This window comes from Aeromonas sp. Prich7-2 (assembly GCF_017939255.1).
In the GTDB taxonomy this organism is placed as follows: domain Bacteria; phylum Pseudomonadota; class Gammaproteobacteria; order Enterobacterales; family Aeromonadaceae; genus Aeromonas; species Aeromonas caviae.
Window position 1 is genome coordinate 1 of record NZ_JAGKRI010000331.1, and the last position, 303, is coordinate 303.

Genomic DNA, 303 nt, shown 5'->3' on the forward strand with positions numbered 1-303 from the left:
TGGCCAACCGGGAAGGACTGGTGCGGCTCAAGCAGCTCAAGTCGGTGCTGACCAGTGGCCGCGACCAACTGCCCGCAAGTCCGCTCAGTTATCCAGAACTGCCGCAAGAGCACGAGAACATCCGCGGCCCCCAGAGCTTCCACTAACGAGGAAAAAACCCATGACCCAACAAACGCTGACCCGCTTGAGACACCTGAAACTGACTGGCATGGCGGATGCCGTGCAACAACAACTGGAACAGGCAAGTACCTACGAAGGGCTGCCCTTCATCGAGCGGCTAAGCCTGCTGGTCGAACACGAACA

At 58.7% G+C, this 303-nt stretch carries 1 pseudogene; it reads left to right on the plus strand.

Annotated features, from left to right (window positions below):
* Positions 1-160: 160 nt before the first annotated feature.
* Positions 161-303 (plus strand): annotated as a pseudogene (locus J9892_RS22630) (IstB-like ATP-binding domain-containing protein); the annotation flags it as partial.